Source organism: Centipeda artemidis DSM 19719 (assembly GCF_000426665.1).
GTDB lineage: Bacteria > Bacillota > Negativicutes > Selenomonadales > Selenomonadaceae > Centipeda > Centipeda artemidis.
The window spans coordinates 1-17,675 of record NZ_AUFU01000021.1; the positions used below are offsets into that span (position 1 = coordinate 1).

13 protein-coding genes and 2 pseudogenes are annotated in these 17,675 nt (G+C 54.8%); 3 read left to right on the plus strand and 12 right to left on the minus strand.

The features are described 5' to 3' along the window. The 3 genes and pseudogenes from K341_RS11880 to K341_RS11885 form a co-directional block, all read left to right on the plus strand. A pseudogene (locus K341_RS11880) lies at positions 1-186 on the plus strand (IS5 family transposase); the annotation flags it as partial. A 189-nt stretch (positions 187-375) separates the two neighbouring features. After that, on the plus strand, positions 376-1,611 hold the full coding sequence (locus K341_RS0110135; RefSeq protein ID WP_026762724.1) for a helix-turn-helix transcriptional regulator: 1,236 nt from the start codon (positions 376-378) through the stop codon (positions 1,609-1,611). Beyond that, positions 1,604-2,575, plus strand: a complete 972-nt coding sequence (locus tag K341_RS11885; RefSeq protein WP_081657305.1) for a helix-turn-helix transcriptional regulator — start codon at positions 1,604-1,606, stop codon at positions 2,573-2,575. The genes K341_RS0110135 and K341_RS11885 overlap by 8 nt, the downstream gene beginning before the upstream one ends. A 137-nt stretch (positions 2,576-2,712) precedes the next feature. Here K341_RS11885 and K341_RS0110145 read toward each other — a convergent pair whose 3' ends face one another. From K341_RS0110145 to K341_RS12420, 12 genes and pseudogenes are all read right to left on the minus strand, one after another. Beyond that, a complete protein-coding gene (locus K341_RS0110145) occupies positions 2,713-4,539 on the minus strand; it encodes a TM1812 family CRISPR-associated protein (RefSeq protein WP_081657306.1) in 1,827 nt (608 codons plus the stop codon). A gap of 47 nt (positions 4,540-4,586) precedes the next feature. Next, positions 4,587-5,585 carry a CRISPR-associated endonuclease Cas1 gene (gene cas1 / locus K341_RS0110150; RefSeq protein ID WP_026762726.1) on the minus strand — a complete coding sequence of 333 codons (999 nt, stop codon included), beginning with the start codon at positions 5,583-5,585 and terminating at the stop codon, positions 4,587-4,589. Continuing rightward, positions 5,585-5,860, minus strand: coding sequence for a CRISPR-associated endonuclease Cas2 (gene cas2, locus K341_RS12125; protein WP_051217822.1), 276 nt, complete (start codon positions 5,858-5,860; stop codon positions 5,585-5,587). The genes cas1 and cas2 overlap by 1 nt, the downstream gene beginning before the upstream one ends. 91 nt (positions 5,861-5,951) lie before the next feature. Further along, the gene (locus tag K341_RS12130) at positions 5,952-8,246 is read right to left on the minus strand and encodes a TM1812 family CRISPR-associated protein (protein ID WP_051217823.1); all 2,295 of its coding nucleotides are present in this window, start codon (positions 8,244-8,246) and stop codon (positions 5,952-5,954) included. Positions 8,247-8,276: 30 nt separating this feature from the next. After that, on the minus strand, positions 8,277-9,092 hold the full coding sequence (cas6, locus tag K341_RS0110165; RefSeq protein ID WP_051217824.1) for a CRISPR-associated endoribonuclease Cas6: 816 nt from the start codon (positions 9,090-9,092) through the stop codon (positions 8,277-8,279). Continuing rightward, on the minus strand, positions 9,089-11,170 hold the full coding sequence (locus K341_RS12135; RefSeq protein ID WP_051217828.1) for a TIGR03986 family type III CRISPR-associated RAMP protein: 2,082 nt from the start codon (positions 11,168-11,170) through the stop codon (positions 9,089-9,091). Before K341_RS12135 ends, cas6 begins: the two co-directional genes overlap by 4 nt. A gap of 14 nt (positions 11,171-11,184) precedes the next feature. Then, the gene (gene csx19, locus K341_RS11905) at positions 11,185-11,739 is read right to left on the minus strand and encodes a type III-D CRISPR-associated protein Csx19 (protein ID WP_051217830.1); all 555 of its coding nucleotides are present in this window, start codon (positions 11,737-11,739) and stop codon (positions 11,185-11,187) included. Continuing rightward, a complete protein-coding gene (locus tag K341_RS11910) occupies positions 11,736-13,193 on the minus strand; it encodes an RAMP superfamily CRISPR-associated protein (RefSeq protein WP_051217832.1) in 1,458 nt (485 codons plus the stop codon). Before K341_RS11910 ends, csx19 begins: the two co-directional genes overlap by 4 nt. Continuing rightward, on the minus strand, positions 13,190-14,791 hold the full coding sequence (locus K341_RS12140) for a hypothetical protein (RefSeq protein WP_051217834.1): 1,602 nt from the start codon (positions 14,789-14,791) through the stop codon (positions 13,190-13,192). Before K341_RS12140 ends, K341_RS11910 begins: the two co-directional genes overlap by 4 nt. Further along, entirely contained in the window at positions 14,773-15,450 is a 678-nt protein-coding gene (locus tag K341_RS11920) for an RAMP superfamily CRISPR-associated protein (RefSeq protein ID WP_071604424.1), read from the minus strand. The genes K341_RS12140 and K341_RS11920 overlap by 19 nt, the downstream gene beginning before the upstream one ends. Beyond that, complete coding sequence (locus K341_RS0110195; RefSeq protein WP_037349666.1) at positions 15,447-17,138, minus strand: Cas10/Cmr2 second palm domain-containing protein; 1,692 nt, start codon at positions 17,136-17,138, stop codon at positions 15,447-15,449. The genes K341_RS11920 and K341_RS0110195 overlap by 4 nt, the downstream gene beginning before the upstream one ends. Before the next feature lie 351 nt (positions 17,139-17,489). After that, a pseudogene (locus K341_RS12420) lies at positions 17,490-17,675 on the minus strand (IS5 family transposase); the annotation flags it as partial.

The window sequence follows — 17,675 nt, forward strand, 5'->3', positions numbered from 1 at the left end:
ACTTCCATCCGCTGCAAGGTGGAGCATCCGTTCCTCATTGTGAAGCGGCTGTTCCAAGCGGGCAGGACAAGGTATCGTGGCATCAAGAAGAACCTGCTCCGTTACTATCTGCTCTTTGCATCGGCGAACCTCGTCATGTGTTTGAGGGCAGGAAGGCAGAGGGCGTTCTGCATGACAATGGGATAAGTGCGCCCTTTTTCCAAAATTTCCCGGTGAAATGGGCGATTCGGGGAAGAAAAAGGGGCAATGAGAGCAGTGTTGCACGCTCTTTTGTATTGCAATTTGTGAAATTTGTGTCTGCGGATCAGCTGGCTGTGATTATCCACTATTTATCAGTGATTCCTTTATATAAGAAACTGATAGGAGGAGATTCTATTGGCACGGGACGCGGAGAGGATGGGGCGACGCAAGGGCGCTCCTTTTACGCCCTTTATGAAGCATTATGATTTGCTTCGCTCTTTTTTGCGCCGTATTTCGTACGGTTGTTATGCGCGCGCAGATTTTATTGCGCTTGGTGTGAGCGGTCGTTCTTATGATGATCTGCGTCGACGTATGGAGGTGTTCGTGCCGGAGATGTATGTGAGGAAGTCCCGTCATAAGAACGTGCAGAATGTGACGCTCCGGGGAGATGCCTATCTGTCTTCAAATAATTATTTGATTCATTCGTTCCGCTGTGCCGGCTTTACAAGTCCGATACAGGTCTTTTGTTTGCTTTCCATTCTACAATATGTACAGACGTTAGATCGTTCAGTGCCGCGGGTAGAGCTGCTGAACCGGTTGGCTCTTGGTATGCCCGACTTGAATGAGTCGACGCTGCGTTCTTATCTTCGTCTCCTTTGTGAGGTGGGACTCCTGCGCCGTACATCTATGGGGATGGCTCAATTTACTGCTGTGAAAAATCCGCTGCGTACTCTCTCGGCGGAGGATGCACGTCTCTTGCGCTTTGCTATGGTATTCTACCGGCAGGCTGCGCTCGTTGCTGTTCCGGGCTATGATCCGGCAGATGTGCTTGATCGGTCATTCCCTCCTGCGCCGACCGAAACGCTATGGTTATTCAAAAATGCGCCTGCGGTGCGCATTCTCGATGACGCTGTTCTCCTGACCTTGATCTCTGCGATCGAGCGGAGGGAGGCAGTGTCTTTTTGTTATGAAGGCTCTGCACTGTGCAGGACGATGATGCCGTATACGCTATCGGTTCGCACATCGGATCAACGGCGATATGTGACGGGAGTGGAGGGAGGTACTCAGCTCTCGCTGCGTATTGATAAGATGTCCGATGTGCGTGTTGTGAGGGCATCAACACGGAGACAGAAGGCGCGCGCAGGAGGAGATGAAAAGCGTGAGGCAGATACGGAGATTGCTCTGCGTCTTTGTTTTGATTCGGCGGCGATGCGACGTGCGCTCTCTGCGCGAATTCGGGTGCAGTTTCCTTTGGCTGTATTTGTACGTGAGAAAAGTCATAGCTGTACGGTGCATTTTGCTGCGCGAGATCCGCGTTCCCTGGCTCCTTTTCTCAGAACGATGTATCCCTACTGCGCCGTTATTGCTCCGGAGTCTCTGCGCAGCTATATGTTAAAAGATGTGAGGGAGGCTTTACGGCGGTATGAGTGATTCTATTTTTCCTCTCTTTCATGCGTTCAGGGGTGCGCTTTGGTTTGCGCTCGTCCGGGTGATCCACGAGGCTGTGGGCGGGTCAGTTTGTTCGCGTGAGATGCTGCGCGCTCGGCTTGGCGCTCTCTGTCCTGCGTGGCGGGAGTTATCCGCCCGGATGCAGGACGGTTTTATGGATGCGCTCTTTGATTTTAATGCGGCAGGGCGTTATGTGGGGCTGCGTCTTCCGTATTCGGACGTGGATGTGACGCTGCCGCCGATGCAAACGGAGCTGCGTTGGATCAAGACGATGGCGCTCGATATGCGCTATCCGTTTCTGCTGCCGCGGGAGCTGCGCAGGCGGCTATGTGCACTGCTGCCGAATGTTGATCCACTCGTTCCTCTTCTCTCTGTGCCCACGGGTCAATGCGGCAACATGCGTGTGATGCGGCACATAGAGACACTGCGCACGGCTTTTCTCGAACGCAGGCAGGTGTTTTACCGGATGAAAAAGTGCGGCGGGGATGTGCAGGAGGGTACTGTATCCCCTTGCCGTATGGTGTATGATCTGTCGAGCGATGTGTATATGCTGCTTGTTTGGGATGCGGTGGAGGGAGGCATCCTCAAGCTGCGTCTGTCACAGTTCTCTGCAGTTCGATGCGTCGAGGCGCCGATTCCTGAGGATATGGAAGCGATATTTCAAGCGTTTCTCAATAAAAAACGCCGCTCTCTGCGTCTGCGTGTTCACGAGCGGAACAATGCGGTGGAGCGGTGTTTTTTGCTGTTTGGTTCGTATGATAAGGAGGCGTACCGGGAGGGTCGTTCGTATGTGCTGACGGTACGCTATTATGCGTTCGATACGCGGGAGGTGTTCGAGAAGGTTTTATCGCTGGGGGCGGCGGTGGAGATTCTTTCACCCACGGTATGGCGGGAGCGGATGCGAAATGTGCTGCGGGAGACGGCGGCGCAGTATGAGCACAATTAAGCGATAACAAAGCGATGCCGCCGTATGTTGTTAGAGGGCACGGCCAACGCCGTGCCCCTACGGGGGCGGCGTTGGCTGTTCCGTTTGCGGCAAAAGTGTTGCGCTACCGTGATGTCCCCAAGGAGTTGTTCTCCGCATTAATGTTTATATTTTTTCACGAGTTCATCAAGGTCGTCAAGTGCGTCATTCATGCAGCCTTTGAGTGCATCGACGGAGGTGAATTTTCCCCTGTCTTTGCGGGCGTGGTTGACGTGGTTGCGCTCGTCGCGAAGCTCTTGGTAGTGCTCGATGAGGGCGTCCATCTCTGCGCCTGTCATCGGGGTTTCGACGAAGCCTTCTTTGCACAGGAATTTTAACTTAAATGCAGGATCTCGTTCCGCACGGCAAATTTTACTTTTCCATTGATCTCTATTGAGGTTCGCAAAGACGTTCCACAATGCGGTCACCGAGACGTGGCTACTCTCCAAATCAATCTTTTTAGCAACGTCAGGCAACGATTTCGGTTTGATTTTTGCGTGGATTTCTTTGTATTTTTGTACGGCTTTGCTGTCGCTATCGAGTTCGTGTTCCCCTGCTGCGCTGGCGCTCAGGAGGTCTTCGATCCATGCGCACAATTCGTCTTTTTCGGCAATGTGCATGTATTGATCTTCTAATTCCTTCACTAGATTCTCGATGATCTCTTGCGCGGCGCTCCATTCTATTTTTTTGTCTTCAAATATTTTTTTAACGGTCTCTGCCGCACGTCGTTTTTCGCTTCCTTCACAGGATGCCAGTTCTTTCCTTTTTGCCTTGTCTTCCTCCGTCAAGTTTTCATTCCCCTCGTCATTTGTGGGATCAAAAGCGGTTAGCAGCCAAAATTCCAGGGGGCGCTTATCTTCTTTTTTCCTGCTCGCTTTCGCCATATCTCTCCCTGCGGGCGTGATTGTGATAAGTCCGGATTCTTGCCAATAATCAGGCATCGATTCGGTGTAGAGTGTGAGCGCCTGCTGGAGGTGATCGTTCTTGAGGCACCAGCGTATGAGGGATATGGTGTCGATATTGATGTCACCGGAGGTGATCAGATCCCGGTAATCCCCCCATAGGCGCGGCTCGATCTGTGCCATGAGGGCGTCCCACTGTCTACGCGTGTCTTTCGACGTTTTTTTGCTGTGTTCAAAGAACATTTGCATATCCTCTTTGAGCTGGGTCGCCGCATCAATGAAACTGCCGCGATGGCAGAGCTTGATTTCTTGGGAAAATTTCTGCATGGCGGTCAAAAGATTCGACAGCTCCGTTGAAAGCTCTTTATCATCGGCATGAAAATAATCGTTGAGCGTGGATACGCTGCCGGATCGGACAAATTCTTCTGCACCTGCTATGACGTCAAAGAGTCCGTAGACGTTATTGATTTCCTCAACGATACTCTCATTATTTGCCCCTCTGTAATCGGAGTATAGGATACGTCCGATCTTTACGTTGTTGTACTGCAAAAGGCGCATGACGGCAAGCAGCATCATGTTGGTGTGGCGCATCCCTCCAGTGGTATCGACGTGTAGGATAATATCGTCCTCCGCCGCACGTGCCGTACGCACATACTCCATGATTTGGTCTGCGATACCGGTGACGGCGAGAAGCATTTCACCGGCAGGCATTTTCTCGTCATAGTGACACGGTGTAAAGAACTCCTTGGAATCAATATTGGGACATATATCTTTGATTCGATGCTGAAAATAGCCGAGGTGTGTCTTTCCGAGCGCCTCCTCTGCCGGTACGATGCCTTTTTCTACGCTCTCCGTAACAAGTGCAAACATGTGGTCAATGATGACCTTCTTGCTGAGATAGCGTACGGCGGATTCATTGGTAGTATAAGTAGCGTCATCAATATCTTTATAGTGTGCGGGAGAGAGCTTTCCGTCTTTGGTTTGGATGCGGCTCAAAAAGAGCAGCATGATATGCTTTTCCATGTTTTTCTCCTTTTCTAGCATACGCCGAGATATGGGGCGGAGGGCGCAGATTGACGCCCCTCTCCTTTTTAGCTTGCTTCGAGCAGGACGTCTCCGAGTCGATCGGCAAATGTCTTGACACTTTCGCGCAGGAGGGCGCGTCTGCTCTTGCCGTCATGCTCTTTGGTGGGTTCTTCCATGTATGCTTCGTAACGTTCGCAGTATTTTTTCCTCGCCTCATCGGAGATGCGCCATCCTTCATTGGTAGAGACGAGTTCGTCTTCGGTGAGGATACGCAGATGCATGAGTTTGAGGTTGAACCGCTCTGTGATGTCCGCACGATATTTCTCCATGAGGTCATAGACGAGGCTGTCCTTGCGAGCGTTGTTGCTGTGCAGGAATCCGTTGCGTGCGTCGAGCCCCGCGCCCGCCATGGCAACGCGCACGTCGCGCTCGAGAAACGCATAGCCATAGTTGAGAAGGGCATTTGCGCCATCCGCTGCGGGTCTGCGGGAGCGTCCCCTCCATGCCCAGCCGAGTTTTTTGACGAGGTAGCCAAATGCCTCGAAGTACAGGCGCGCCGCCGTTCCCTCCAGCCCGCGCAGGCGGTCAATGCCGCCGCCCCATGAGACTTGTTTTGCCATGACCTTGAGCTCGGAGACGGTATCGGTGAGGATGGATGCAATGTACTTTTTGCTGTAGTAAGAGAGCAGGCGATATTGGGCTGTGATTTTTTCCTGCACGAGCTCTTTTGCGAGTGTTTTGCAGTAACCTTCATTCCCAAGGCAACGTGCCTGTGCATGCATGGCGGCGGCATCGGCGCCCGATGGGGAGAGCTGGCCTTTGACGCGTCCATAAAAGTCGATGTAGGAGAGAGCAACGCCCTGCTCCAAGAGGGCGAATACTGCCTGTGTGGAGAGTTGCGCTGCGCCGCCGACGACAACGCCGGTCACGCATTGAATCGGTACACTGCTGACGGCGCCGTCACGGCTTTCGACGATGATGCGCCCGCCCTGTTTTTTTGCTTTGCTGCCATCCTGCAATAAGTATACGACACACATGTTCATCCCTGCCTTTCTGCTGTCCATTAGGCGACGACACAAAGCCGTTCCTCTTCCATCCATGTCCCCGTCTGCCACATACGGCTCGCGCAATTTTCGCAAAGCGGCGCGATGAGGAGGGCACATCGCTCAGAGGCGGCTGTGAGGCTCGTGAGTTCTTTACGCATCTTCTCAAGCTCGCGTGTGCTGCGATCGCAGCAAAATACGCTGTACTGCATTCGATAGGCGAATGATTCGAGATAGTTCACGACGCGTCTGCGGATGCGGTCTTCGGTGATATCATAACAAATGATATAGCGCATGTTGTCCTCCTCTCGGTTTGCTCCATATGTCCCTTTACGAAGAGAGTATAACATGCGCGATATGTGAGTAACAGCAGAAAAACATGCGAGTTTAGGATGCGCTCGGAAGTCGTTCAAGTCGTTCGCTGCCGGGCAAGGGACGCCGGTAGAGCGGCAGATAGGTGCTCTCTACATAGTAGATGTCTATGCCGAGGACAGCTGCGATCATGGCGGCGGCGGACGCCATCGCCTTTGTCCCGCCGGTGATGTCCATGGCACATGCACCGTGCGCCGCCCATGCGCTATGCCGTTCCCGCACGGCAGCAAAGACAGCGTCCGCGTCACTGCGTCCAATGACGGTATGCGATAGGCTGTCCTCGGACAGCGCTAGGAATGCACGGATACGCTCGCATAGATGTGCGGTCTCTTTTGTGCAGAGGATGTGCGCGCGCTGCGGCCGGAGCGCGGCAAGTGTCAGCGCGAGCGGCTGCCATGAGGTGCCGAGCGTGAGGATCATGCCGTAATAGGCGGGCAGTTTTTGTTTCTGTGCGCGCGCGCAGAATTTTTCTTTGGCGAGCGGCATGAGCTGCGCATCAAAGAAGCCGTCTGCGGCGGCAAGTTCCGATGGATTGTTGCGTGGCATGGACTGCCAGACGGCAATTTTCCTCTGCAAGACATCAGAGGGTGCATCTCCATGACGCCTGAGACTGTCGATCTGTGCGAGACAGAGGTCGATGAGCTTCTCGACCTCCTCGGCAGATCTGACATTCTCATAGTTTCCGTGGTTGATTTGGTTGCGCTGCTCGCGGATCTGCCGGTAGGACTCTAGGATACTCAGCACCTCGGCTTGACCATAGTTTGTTTTAGCGATGCCATTTTCCAGCAGTTCTGCGTATCTTCTCATTGTATAATCTACATCGCAGGGAATCTCTATCGAATCCTCTTCCCCATCCTCCGCCCCCAATGAAAAGAGGTCTTGTAAGGTATCTACGGGAAGCGTATGCATGATATTAAGGACGTGTTTATGTGTGCATTTTCGTTCAAATTGGCTCCATTTCGTAGTCCCGGCTGTAGGCCTATTCTCATAGAGATACCGAACGAGGTTCTGCACAGCAGGCAGATGTTTGCTCCACTCACCGCCAAATCTTGCACGCATATTATCAATACGCTGTACTGCGGCAAGCAAGTTAAGATCCTTTTCTATTAGAAACGGCGCCTGTTCCGGGCTTGGTATGAGCGATTGATCCTCCTTCATCTCGCTGAACAGAGCTCTCAGCGCCTTGATACGGTTGGCTAGTGTATCGGTTTTCTTGGAGACGGGGATTGTTTTATAGTTGATAACAAACTCCATCTCCCATGTACGCTGTCCGTTATCACACCGGTCAATAATACATTCATCGTCCGTATAGTATATTTTATTGTCAACAAAATATACAGGCAGCCACTCTGTGCAGAGCGTCATCGCCTGCTGCAGGAAGCCTTTGTCCCGGCACCAGCGGATGATGTCCAGCCGATTGGGCTTTTCCTCGGTGAGCAGGGCGCCGTATTCCCCGCTCAAGGTGTTCATCAGGGTTCCAAAAAGCATTTCGTGATACTCTCTGTCCCGCTTTTCTTGGAATGCCCGCAGGGCGTTATGCAGCGCTCGCAGGTTTTCCTCGAGTACGCCCGTCCTACAGATGCGAATCGCGTCGGAGAACTCATGCATAGCGCGCAGGAGGGCTTTTAGCTCGGGAGAGGTTTCCTCTAGCTCGCTCTGCGTGCCGTTAAAATACTCCTCAAGGGAGCGCACACTACCGTAGCGGACAAATTCGTCGACGCCGGAGACGAGGGCAAAGGTGCGATAAACGCTGCGTGCAGAGGAGATGAGCCGTTTGTTGTAGTCCGTGTAATACACCTCGCCGCCACGAATGCCGCAATACTCCATGAGGCGCATGACGTTGAGCATCATCATGCTCGCGTTGCGCGGTCCCCCCGTCACATCGGCGTGCAGGACGATCTCTTTGCGCACTCTATTTTTCCCTCGAAGCGTACGATTGATGAACTCCGCCATTCGTCCGATGTAATGGATGCTCTCTTCGACGGGATCCTCTTCATCATAGGCGATCTGGTGAAAACGGGTCTGCTTCAGGCTCGGGCAAATCATCTTGAGATGCTGTTCAACAAATGCCGCCTCGTTGGTCATCTCGCCTCCGATCATCTTGTCTCGACAAACCTCGACAGAGGCGAAGTAAAAAACATGATCGAGCTGCTTGTTCTGTTGCTCAAGCGCACGAGCAAGCGCGCACATCGCCGCCTCGTTGGTTTGAATGCATCCCTTGATCTCGCGTCTATCCTCCGTCTGATAATCCGTTGGGACGGGCAGAGTACCATCTTTGTTAAAATGTATGGTGCTTAAAAACAAGATCATGCCGTGGACTTCCATAGATTCACGTCCTCTCTAGCCAAATTTGCAGTGTGTCTGCCCAAGTCCCTGCGCGGTGAGACGCCCGACTCCTGAGAAAAAGGCGAACTGCGCGAGCAGGAGAAATATCCCGCGTTCTTCCTCCGCCAGTCGGTGCAGTGAGAATGTAAAGCTGCCGATAAAGCCTGTGACACCGCGTTGCTTTTCGAGAAAGACGGTGCGGCTCTCCCCCGACCAACGCCGCGGGACGAGAGACGCGGCACGTTCGCGCAGCGCGTCTCTGTCAATATCAAAGGATGTTTCAATTTGCCGCCATTTATCCGCGAGCGATGTGAAGATCAGCTCTGGCAGCGGGAACGGATAGTCGTCGATAAAGGAGCGAAAGGAGACGGGCGAACGGAACTCAAGTATCAGTTCACCGACATTTTCCTGCGCCATGCAGGCGGCAACGAGATCTTTGGCATCCACCGTGCCGACCTCATCGGAGACGGCGCGATCCGCGACGATCTCGTCGATGATATAATCCACTGCGCCGACGCGCAGTGTGTCCCCTACGCGCAGCTCCATGAGGATGTGTAAAACCTCCGTGTCGAGCGCTGTGATGCGCCAGCGGTATGTGTCTCCTGCGCGTACACGTCTATGCCCCCGCGCAGGGGGCTGTGCGTGCATTCCTATGAGATCGCTGACGGTAAACGGTTTGCGTTGCATGTCGTCGTGCAGTACCGTGGATAATGCCGGCGCTTTGTCCCGAAGCATACAAAACAGGGCGGCATGTAACAGCCGCCCTGCATGAACGGGCATCGACCCTGCACCGGTCGCGCGCAAATGCAGGAGAAGCGCCCCGAGCATCATCTGCGAGGACTCCTCGTAGAGTTCACGAAGCTCAGTGCGTCGGGGAGGACGCTCCGCTCTCTAAAGTTCCTGTTGTCGACGCCCATCATCTTCGTTTTATCCTTCCAGACCTGGTTTTCTGTGTTGCTCCAGTCGAGCAGTGTCAGGAGTTCCTCCATCATGAGATCATAACGCTTCAGCTCTTTATCCGCCATATGCTCTTTGGCGAATGCGTCAAATGCCTCGACATACGATGTCGGTTCTTCCGCAGCGACGGAGGGCGCGATCGTGCCGTCCGTGAGAAAGCTCCCGTAAGCGCTCCGGGCATCATCGATGAAGAGCTGCGGGTGCTTGGTCAGGCGGATGCTTCCCATGCCGAGTGATTTTCCTCTGCCGATTTTGTAGGCAATCTTCTTTCCCTCTGCACGAGAATCCCGCTGAAGGTAGAATACCTTGAGCAGCGCCCCAAGCTCCACTTGGCTCAGACGCTCAAAATAGAGCCGCGTTGTAAACGAAGCCCCCGCCGCGACGGGACGAATCTCCTTCGTTCCGGTGATGACAGGATCATCCTTTGTGGCGCGCCACTCTTTATCGCCGATCTTGCGATGCCAATAAAGTTTTGCGCCGCGGATCGAGGTGTCCTCATCCCAGTGCATTGTGTGGCTGCCATTTTGTTCCAAATAGAGTTGGAAGGACGTCGGTTTTGCTTCCATCAGAGGTTTTGAGAGTGCAGGGCTCAGGAATTTAACCTCGCCTTCGAGCTCTGCATCCTCAAACGAGACGCGCCCCGCCCAATACTCCGTCGCTCCGAACACGGCGTCGGTGAAGTCGATGAGATCATCGCGCAGCGATGCCGGCACACGATCCGCGATGCTGTCGTTGTAGGCGATACGGTAATACGGGCCCTGACCGAAATGCTTTACAACGCCCTGTCGCTCGACGTAGAAGCACGGCACAAGATAGTCGATGTCGTCGCGCCCGGTGAAGGCTTTGATCTTCTCAGGCGCAGTGAGCGCAAGGTTCGGCGCATCCAGCAGTGAAAACTCTTTGTTCTGTTGGTCGCCGCTGAACCTGCTCTTATCGCTCGTATAATCGTTGACGACCTCCTGCGGGATGGTATGACGCACGTTCCACTGTGCACCATAGATGCGCTCATTGTGCTTTTTGTTTTGCATTTTTCCGGTGGCGCAGACGACACTCTTATCCTGATCCGACCACCAGGCTTTCGGACCTATGAGGTCGTTGCCGGATGCCGATACGGGTTCATGCTTTGCCGGCGAGATGCAGTAGTTCTGCCCCACGCGCATGAGAAAGCCCGCCTGCGCACGCGTCTTGCTCTTTCTCTGCCCGGGAACGGACTGCACGAGTTCATCGACATAATGGTCGTGGAAACTACCTCGTCTTGCCGCCATGCCGCGGAAGTATAAATGGCGATTGGTAAAGTCCTCTCCCTCGCGCATCGATCCCGCCGTAACGATCTTAAAAAGGCTGCGTGCCATGCCGCGCAGGCTACTCCCCGGGATGACGGGGCGTCCCGCAGGCGAGAAAAATCCGTGCACCTCCTCTTCCTCTGCGTCAAAGCCGCCGATAAAGAGCGGCGTGAGTGTCTGAAAATGCAGGTCGATATGACCGCTGCAAACGCCGACGTTCTCGATGTAGGAACGGTACGCGTTCTTATACGCCGCATCGTCCTCTTTCGTTTTTTTCTTCTTTGCACGCAAAGGCGCACCGTGAACGACATCCTCCAGCGGCGAGGCGAGGATCGCTTCGGGAAGCGAGACGAAGTTGTAGGCGATGCTAAAATTTCCGTCGGGCTGTCTCGGCGACGGCCAGTTGTTGCCGCGCGAGGAGCCGCCATGGGAAATGCCCGTCTGCCGTCCGCCGCCATGGGAAGAGCCTCCCGCGTATCCGCCGGATCGCCCGCCGCCGGCATTTCCACCCGATCTCCCCATGGAGCGACTGGCGTTATTCCCCGTGTCCATAATAATCGGTTTTGGCGCTTTCTTCTTCTTCTGCGCCTGTGTCTTCTGCTGCTTCTCCTTATTATGATCTTTTCCGTACATTGCAAGAAGTGCATTCGTAAGCTCATTGTCAGCCATAAGTCTCTCCCCCCTTACACCGGTGCAATCCCGATAAACCGATGATCGCCATAGCCTGCCTGCCCCGTATTTTCATCCGTGACGATGTAGCCGCGCGTCAGGAGACCGTATTGCTCGGATTCCGCTTCTACAGGTACTTCCATGCGCAGACCGCGCTCCCTGTCCGCGAGAACGGCATAGCCGCCCGCGACGTCACTCTCACGCGATCCCCAGAGTGGGCTAAAGCTGTCAATATACTGCACCTCTTCGCCCGTGCCATCGATGCGCCACCGACCGGTAAATGCATCGCCGCTGTGCAAAAGATGCAGCTCAGCATTCTCATCAAAGACACGAAGTTCCCGGATATAAAGAGGATTCACCTCCGCGCCGCCCGCGAGTGTGATTTGCCCACTTACAAATTGCCCCCATGTGACCGCATGGAGCTGCCACAGGATGACAACGCCGTGTTCGATATGTTTTGCCGCTTCGTCGCAAAGTGACTGCACATCTCCGGCGATGTGCACGTGCTCTATTTGACTTGATATATCAGACACTTTGTACGGTTCTTTTGCTAAGCTGATGCCGCTCATGCGTGCACCTCCGTTTTCTCCATTGCTCGCCGGAGCGCCGCAATATACTTCTCTAACTGCACCGCATCTCCCTCGACGAGTTTCCCGTCGGCATCCAACCGGTAACGCGTGCCGTCAAGCTCCATCACTGCGCCCTTGCCGATGAGACGACCGCGCCCGACGGATTTTCCTCCGCCGATCGCAATGTTGCCGCGCCAGAGATCCTTGAGCAGGAGGAGCAGCAATCCGATCTCCGCCTCGCTCCGCGCACGCCCTTCTTCCGTATCCTCCGACGCGCGCAGTTCGAGCGCAAGATGCAGTCCCGCACGGTCTTTCTCCTTTTGCCAAATGGGTGCGTCGAAAAAGAGCGCACTGTCCATATGTCCGCCGACGAAGCGATCGATGCGTACGCGCGGCTGTACCGCCGCGGTGAAATCTTTTTTGGAAAGATACATCTCCGATACGCTGAGTCTGCTCTTTTGTTTCGCTTTTTTATCCGACATACCCATCATCCGGTCGATGAACGTCTCCTGCACGGCGGCGTTCTGCGTGCCCGTGATGTCACGGCAGATCGCGCGCAGGATATGAACGGCACGCTTGCGCAGAACGCCCTTGATGCTCCTGCCCGGGACGAGGTAGTCTTTGCGGCTCATGCGCTGAACGGTGTCGATGCTCTCGCGGTTCTTGCCCAAGAGGTCATAGTCGTCAACGGCGTTCCTCAGTTTCACATCGCTGACGTCTTGATCGCGCACGAGCAGAGAGGTGCGCAGGGCAAAGTCCGCCGTCACGCGGCACATACCCGGCAGAGGGAGCTCTTCTGCGCGCGGCGCAAAGCGTTTCGCCGCATGTACCGCGTCGGGCTCTTCCTGAGAAAGCCATGCGAGAACATTTTCCTTCTGCGCAAAGTCATAATATCCGGCGGCGAGTTCCTCACAGCGCACACGGCCAAATCCGACGGCGGTCAGCGCCCCCACGGAAAAGCCCCCGGCGAGGAAATCCAGCAGTGTCTGCACGCTCTCCTCTATGTCATAGCTGCCGTGCATGAACGTACGCTCGGTAACCGTGAGCGAGAAGTCGCCGACCGCGCCGCGCTCCACCGCCTCATAGTCGTATTTCATCCCCATGACCGCCGTGCCCGTATATGCATCGATGGACACGCCGTCGCGGAAGGTGATCTCTCCGCCCGACAGCTTTACATCATCGATGGCGGCCGCGCTTTGATAGATTTCTTTCTTCGCATTCCCCTCGCTGCCAAAGAGAACGGTATATCCGGCGGGATTTTGCCGGCGGAAGAAGTCGCGCAGAACACCTGCGAGCGACGATCCGGGAATGATCGGATGCCCCTCCCGGTCGCGCAGTACTTGAATGTCGCACTCGTTCCGTGTCTCATCGGGACTGCCCGTACCGATGAGCAGCAGCGAGAGCAGCCTCATTTTCCCTGTGATGATAAATTTTCCAACGATGCTTGGATTCATTGCGCGCCCTCCTTCTTCCCCGCATTGCCGTGCTTGCGCGCGTGGCGCAGGAACGTCTGCCAATAGGCACGGCACAGTTCGTCGGCATAGGCCTCCGGGCGGAATCCCACGGCGTCGATCAGCTCTTTTGCCGCTCCCGCCTTCTCTCCGAATGCCGCTTCGTGCCACGATACGAGCTTTTCTTTGTAGAGCTGTGTCATATCGCCTTGCAGAATCTTATCGATGCTGCGTCCGCCGTCGGGGCGCAGTTTGGCGAGATTATTCTTGAAAGTGTCGCCCGCTCCCTCCATCTCGGCAGTAAACCGCTCCTGAAATTCTTTCTGCGTCCAATGAGGACGATCCGCTTGCAGGATGTATGCAAGCCGCGCAAAGACGTGGTTCGAGCTTTCTTCCAAAGACATCGTTTCGGCAGACGCCATCGCATAGAGGCGGAACTGTGCGATGCAGCGCTCTTTAAGGATGCGCTGCACACCGCCGCGCACCTTCTTGTGGAGCTCGCCGACCGTGCTTTTCTCGGTGGATTTCTCCTCGGTCAGGACACCGTTCGCCATTGTCAACTGCGGATGCTGCGTCCAAAGACGCACCTGTCCGAAGCCCTCCTCCATGCGCCGTCCAAAACCGCGTGCGCACAGTTTCTGCACGCGGCGCAGATCCTCCGCACTCCACGCGCCTGTGGTTTTACGTACGGCAAAGACGGTGCCTGCTGCTAATCCTACGGCACGCGGGCGCCGCAGTCCCCAGACGCCGACGAAGTTATCCGCTTCCTGTGCGGCGGAGAAGATCGGTCGCTCCATATCGAGCCGGACATCTTCGCCGAGCCCGGATACGATTTCACGCAATGCATTCCCGGCATGGTTACAGCATCCGCAAAGCGGAAGGAACGGCGTATCGAGCCGCAAATAAAGCACGTCGTCCTGCGGCACAGGTATATCCCCCGCAGCGCAAGGCGCCGGGGCGGAGAACGTCAGCTCACATTTCCCATACTGCGTATGCCGCGAGCGTCCAATATAGCAGTGCATCGGACGATCATCCGGACAGAGTGCCGCGCGCAGCTCCTCTAGATCCGCATCACTGCCGATGATCATACCGGCAAATGTCTGCCCCGGCGCGATTGCCTCATAGTTATAGATGTTCCCGTCCGCGCTGCGCCCCGCGATCCGTTCGGTATCGCCCGACCGGCTCATATGCAGAGAGAGTTCCGTGCGGATGTGTGCGGTTTGCACGATTCCGTCCGCGGTGACCGTGCCAAAGCCCTGGCAATTCTTATCCCCGGCTTCCGGCAGATCGTTCATTAGGTCGCGCAACTCATTCCCCGCCTTGTCCTTTTGCAGCGAAAGAGGGAGGACGTAACTGCGCATATCGCCGATGGCAGGATATGCCGGCAAAAACCGCAGGTCGCCGCAGAAAAGGCGGCGAAACGCTTCATCTTCGTGCGCTTTTTTTCCGAGTCCACGCACGGCGATATATCGTCCTGCAAAGACGCCGCGCAGGATGCTCCCGCTGAAGAACTCCTGCGTTTCGGTCATGACGGCAGCGCCGCTCCGCGTGGACACGACGACAGGCGACAGCGTCTTTAGCATCACTTTGATCGATTGCATAACCCCATCTCCTTTATCGTATTCTCTATGAGCTTCGCGTGATCGCTTTCTTTTTCGAGTGTGCACTTGATTTTTCCAAAGCCGCGGTTGCGCTTCCCGCCCGCATGACGCAAGTTCCGCAGGGCAAGCGCAATGATGCCCCAATGACGCGGGGCGGGATTCTCCAGACCGATACTGCCGGCAAATGTGACGTTCTCTTTTAAGAGCCGCAAATTGCGCAGCGACGTATCCGCCGCCGTCCCCGTCTCGGGATCAATTTTCGTCTGATAGCGTACCGTCGTATAAAGCTCGAGTACATCCTCGGTGCGCAGGATCTCCGGATAATCACGCAGAAGACGCCGCCAATCCTCATGCATTTTCTCCGCTCCTTCCATGTGGAAATCATGCACGACGATCTGCGCGTCACCGCTCGTCCCGTGGCGAAACAGTGCATCGATCTCTGCGCGCAAATCGCTCGCCGCGGCGCAGGCGTCCATCATCTCGGCAACCTCCACAGCGCTCTCATAGAGCAATCCCTTGAACCGCTTTGCGGGGAAATAGGGCAGCCCGCAGTCATCGTGTACGATCTCCGCATCAAGGACGACCTGCGCTCTGCCCGAGCCGAGATGCAGCGGCGACAGAGTTTGAATCCGTACGGAGCGTTCCTCAAACGCCTTCATCGCATGTCCTCCTCTTCGTCAAATTCCTTCGGAATGTAATCCATCATCTCGATCGCATCCACATAGGGCGTACGGTTCTCGTGCCACAGAGCCTCGTCCTTCCCATATGCTTCCCAGCCTGCGACGACCGGAAAGTCGATATCGAGATGCGCCATCTGTGTCAAGAATTGCCGTGTGGTATGCTCATCGCGCGTGAGGATCTCGCGCAGCTCCTTGACCTTATTCGACGGGAGTTTATGCAGAGCGTGCGCCGCGCGCACGAGATGTACCGCGTTTTGCACATCTCCCTCGCCCGCATCCACACGATACGGACCGAAATGGAGCGTACCGCGCAGCCCGCGATACTCCTGCTCCCGCAGCTGTATCAGCTCCGGCGGCTGCTCGCCGTGCAAAATGGCGAAGTCGATCCACGAGCTGCTGCCCGTACCGTCCGCAGCAAGTCTCTTGCGCATCTCTGCTTTGGCGGCGCCGCAAAGCTGCTCCGCGAGTTCATACCCGCGGAAAAACGGATAGGACGTCGGCAGTATGGCAATGCCGCCGCAGCAGTCCATGCCTTTCTTTAACCCCGCAGGTTCCTTCTCATCCGGTGCTGCAAGCAGTTTCATGAGACGCGTCGTGTAACGAAGCGCGACCTGCGCGGCACAGACGAACGTGATGTCGTCGCCGCCCAAAATGATCGGGCGCAGGGGCAGATATTTCTTTGGACTGTGCTCCAATGACAGGAACGTATAAGTCTCATATTCGTCCATGATGCCCGCGACGAGTTCTGCAAACGCCGCCTGCGAACGCCGCAGAAGAGCGAGGGAAAGGGCACGGCGCGCCGATAGATCCTCGCATTGTTGGAACTTTTTCCCCATGTTGTTGCCGTCGATATGCACGATCGCTATATCATTGCACGGATCGTTTGCCGTCGTGCCGCCGTTGCGCTGTCCCATGAGATCGAGTTCCATCGGGAAGGCAAATTCATCAAATTTCAGATGCCGCTCCGTCCCGTCGCGCTCATCCATGACAGCGAGGAAATGCGACAGAATTTTATGCAGATGCTGATCCGCCCCCTGCGCGGCAACGGCTTTTGCCGCCATCTCCTGTGAAAAGAAGCGCTGCGACGAACCATCGCGCGCTAGGATATGATTCGCATCAAAAAAATCCGCCGTCTCGCCGTTGAGACTGCACGCGTGTGTCAGTCCTGTATACGGCATATGGACAGCGGGAAATACGGTATTTTGATTCTGTTTTAGCTTTTTATACAGCGCATCAAACGTCTCACGGAACGATACGGGCGAGGAGAAATCAATGTGCTCGGCAAACGCCACTCCGGTATGCAGCCCCGGACAATGCGCAAGAAGATGCGTCGTAAAGGACGTAACGATACGCTTCGCCGTCTCCTCCGTCACATCGCCGCGCAAAAGGACGAGCGCATTGCCGCCGCCAATATAGGCAACGCGGCACTTCGTCTCCATCTTGCTCCAATCGATCGACTGACCGGATGCAAGCGCGTTCGCATCGCTCAGATCCTCAACATCCGACGGACTGAATACATCTTTGCACAGCGTTTCCTCCACAAGAAATTTTTGAAACACCTGCGCAATCAAATACGACGCCCCGATCTGCGTTTTCAGGCGGCTGCCTGAGAATATGTACCGCTGAATCGATCGCGTGTCAAAGAGTAGTGCTCGAATGCTTTCCATGGGAAGCGTCACGCCCTTTCACAATGACACCGGCAAGATACCGGATATTCTGAGACAAAAGTCTTTTTTATTGTAAAACAATTATAGCACAATGATAAAAATTTTTCCATTCTGGTAAATGTTATATAAAAATATTTTTTTCATTTGATTTATGAAGTTGTGTTATATATCTAGATGATAATGATTTCGTCTAAGGAATCACTGATAAATAGTGGATAATCACAGCCAGCTGATCCGCAGACACAAATTTCACAAATTGCAATACAAAAGAGCGTGCAACACTGCTCTCATTGCCCCTTTTTCTTCCCCGAATCGCCCATTTCACCGGGAAATTTTGGAAAAAGGGCGCACTTATCCCATTGTCATGCAGAACGCCCTCTGCCTTCCTGCCCTCAAACACATGACGAGGTTCGCCGATGCAAAGAGCAGATAGTAACGGAGCAGGTTCTTCTTGATGCCACGATACCTTGTCCTGCCCGCTTGGAACAGCCGCTTCACAATGAGGAACGGATGCTCCACCTTGCAGCGGATGGAAGT

Excerpts from the sequence above, each read along its gene's own strand:
- K341_RS11885 (WP_081657305.1), top strand. The coding sequence starts at position 1,604 with ATGAGTGATTCTATTTTTCCTCTCTTTCATGCGTTCAGGGGTGCGCTT.
- K341_RS0110145 (WP_081657306.1), bottom strand. The coding sequence starts at position 4,539 with ATGCTAGAAAAGGAGAAAAACATGGAAAAGCATATCATGCTGCTCTTT.
- cas1 (WP_026762726.1), bottom strand. The coding sequence starts at position 5,585 with ATGGACAGCAGAAAGGCAGGGATGAACATGTGTGTCGTATACTTATTG.
- cas2 (WP_051217822.1), bottom strand. The coding sequence starts at position 5,860 with ATGCGCTATATCATTTGTTATGATATCACCGAAGACCGCATCCGCAGA.
- K341_RS12130 (WP_051217823.1), bottom strand. The coding sequence starts at position 8,246 with ATGATCTTGTTTTTAAGCACCATACATTTTAACAAAGATGGTACTCTG.
- cas6 (WP_051217824.1), bottom strand. The coding sequence starts at position 9,092 with ATGATGCTCGGGGCGCTTCTCCTGCATTTGCGCGCGACCGGTGCAGGG.
- K341_RS12135 (WP_051217828.1), bottom strand. The coding sequence starts at position 11,170 with ATGGCTGACAATGAGCTTACGAATGCACTTCTTGCAATGTACGGAAAA.
- csx19 (WP_051217830.1), bottom strand. The coding sequence starts at position 11,739 with ATGAGCGGCATCAGCTTAGCAAAAGAACCGTACAAAGTGTCTGATATA.
- K341_RS11910 (WP_051217832.1), bottom strand. The coding sequence starts at position 13,193 with ATGAATCCAAGCATCGTTGGAAAATTTATCATCACAGGGAAAATGAGG.
- K341_RS12140 (WP_051217834.1), bottom strand. The coding sequence starts at position 14,791 with ATGCAATCGATCAAAGTGATGCTAAAGACGCTGTCGCCTGTCGTCGTG.
- K341_RS11920 (WP_071604424.1), bottom strand. The coding sequence starts at position 15,450 with ATGAAGGCGTTTGAGGAACGCTCCGTACGGATTCAAACTCTGTCGCCG.
- K341_RS0110195 (WP_037349666.1), bottom strand. The coding sequence starts at position 17,138 with ATGGAAAGCATTCGAGCACTACTCTTTGACACGCGATCGATTCAGCGG.